The sequence below is a fragment of the Scytonema sp. PCC 10023 genome (assembly GCF_963920835.1).
Lineage (GTDB): Bacteria > Cyanobacteriota > Cyanobacteriia > Cyanobacteriales > Nostocaceae > Kalymmatonema.
This window is the reverse complement of record NZ_CAWUDP010000266.1, coordinates 1-2,042: the sequence shown is the minus strand read 5'-3', so window position 1 is coordinate 2,042 and position 2,042 is coordinate 1. Positions and strand designations below refer to the sequence as shown.

Annotated in this window: 2 protein-coding genes; both read left to right on the top strand. The window is 45.5% G+C overall.

Translation table 11 applies throughout. The features are described 5' to 3' along the window. Positions 1–332: 332 nt before the first annotated feature. Positions 333–635: a hypothetical protein gene (locus ACM0OZ_RS48560; RefSeq protein WP_414590108.1), complete on the top strand. Its 303-nt coding sequence runs from the start codon at positions 333–335 to the stop codon at positions 633–635. Between the two features lie 816 nt (positions 636–1,451). After that, positions 1,452–2,009 (top strand): helix-turn-helix domain-containing protein, encoded by a 558-nt coding sequence (locus tag ACM0OZ_RS48555; protein WP_414590107.1) that lies wholly within the window; start codon positions 1,452–1,454, stop codon positions 2,007–2,009. Positions 2,010–2,042 lie beyond the last annotated feature (33 nt).

The following is a 2,042-nucleotide window of genomic DNA, read 5'->3' as shown; positions in this document are numbered from 1 at the left end:
ATTCATCAAGTTTTTAGTTCATTTCTTCTACCGTTTCGCACCGCGAACTAGACTATTGTCAACGCTCCTAGGGGGGTAAGGGGGTCACGGGTGTAAGGGTGTAGGGAACCCCATCAATGAATTGAGGGGTTTACAGAGATGGATGCTGCGCTCTTAACTGCGCCATTAATAAATTAAGGGGCTTGAGTCCTTCTAGTTCCGGCGGCTGTTTCAAAAGAAAATAGAACTATGAACCCCTACACCCCTACACTCCTATACCCCTACACCCGCGCGTTTTGGTCAATACCACAAGCCTTTGCCATCGCAAGATGTACTTCAAGATGGTATTTTTTATGAGTAACCAAGTTTTTCCAGAGCCAGATAGCCAATGGCGCAACATCAAAAAGGGAACTATCTACAAAGTTTGGATGGTAGCAACTGATGTCGATTCGGGAGCCCGCGATTGCCCGTTCGCGCAGCGTGTCCTTTTGGACTCAGGGCAGTGCGGGACGCAATCGCCCGTATGCGCAAAGCGCAGGCACTCTCGCCGCGCAGCGTGTCCTTTTGGACTCAGGGCAGTGCGGGATGCGATTGCCCGTTCGCGCAGCGTGTCCTTTTGGACTCAGGGCAGTGCGGGACGCGATCGCCATTTGTGATTCATCAAATAATTACGCTGACAAAGATTTCAGCAAATATGTTTACTGTGTGTTGCTCAGAAACTGTCACTCCGAGGGAAGGTTTGTAGCCTGTCCTTCGACCCAAATCAATGGTTTTTGCAGTGGTGACATGGTGTACAAACATACGCGCTCGCCTGGGCACGACCTCTCAATCTGTGGCATGAGAAGTTTGAGCTAGTGGATTCTTAGAGGAAGACTTTTGTCAATTGCGCTTATTCGCGTTTCGGGAACAATCTTTATAGATATAGATTTCGTGGCAATAAATGAAATTGATTCTTAGAGGAAAATGTAGCACCAATTATGGGGAATCCCATATCGGCAAGAAAATAAATATCTGGCACATATGAACCCTGACCGCCTAGGAAATGACAAATTAGATTATTAATGAAACCACTGTAGTCAAAGAGTTAAGGCTGAAATTTAACTACTGCTCGGTTTAACTGTACCGAGCATTTTTCTTGTTGTTGGGGGTATTTAACAGTTACCAGTTATTAAGTATCCGCAGTATCAGTTACTAGTCGTCAGCTTTTTGCGGCTGGTACTGTTCACTGTTCACTGTTTACTGGTACTGCGGCTGGTACTGTGTACTGCGGCTGGTACTGTTTTAAGTATTTTTCTTGTTGTCGGGGGTTGTGTCGGGGGTTGTCGGGGGTCTTGTTCCAAGGTAGTATTTAACAGTTACCAGTTATCAGTTATCAGTTATCAGTTGTCAGTTGTCAGTTGTCAGGGGCTGGTACTGTTTACTGGTACTGCGGCTGGTACTGTTCACTGTTAAATGTCGGGGGGTTGTCGGGGATGTCGGGGGATAAACTATCAAAAGCTGAGACAGCAGAGTTTTTAGGAGTTTCACCGCGTAGTGTGGAGCGATATTCACAGCGGGGGAAGTTACACCCAATTTACTTTGAAGGTGATAATGGCAAGGAAGCTTATTACAGGCTTGAGGAATTAGAAAAGCTGAAGGCTGATACTTCTACACCTCTTCACGTGTCGGAGGTTGTCGGGGGTGATAAAAATGATGAAAATGATGAAAATGATGAGAATGATAAAGGCATCACCTATGCTCAAACACCAGATTCTTTGATTATTATTCATGACATAGTGAATAAGCTTCTCGAAGTTGTGCAATCCACACAGTTTAAACAGGAGCTTAAGCCCCTCGGAGCTTATGAGGAACTTGAGAAGGCAGCCGAAAAACAGTGGATACTGCCAACAAGAGTTGTGAAAGAGTTAATAAAGGTTAAGCCCCACGGCTCAGTTTACACACGCGGGGCTTTTAGGTTTGTGAAAACTGGAAAAATTGGGGCTGAGGCTGGATGGAAAGTTGAGAAAATTCGTAACCGTTCAGAGGGGTAGGAGAGCGATCGTAAAAAATTGCCACCAAAATCT

Bases quoted from the DNA above. Each gene is read 5' to 3' on its own strand.
- ACM0OZ_RS48560 (WP_414590108.1), top strand. From the start codon at position 333: ATGAGTAACCAAGTTTTTCCAGAGCCAGATAGCCAATGGCGCAACATC.
- ACM0OZ_RS48555 (WP_414590107.1), top strand. From the start codon at position 1,452: ATGTCGGGGGATAAACTATCAAAAGCTGAGACAGCAGAGTTTTTAGGA.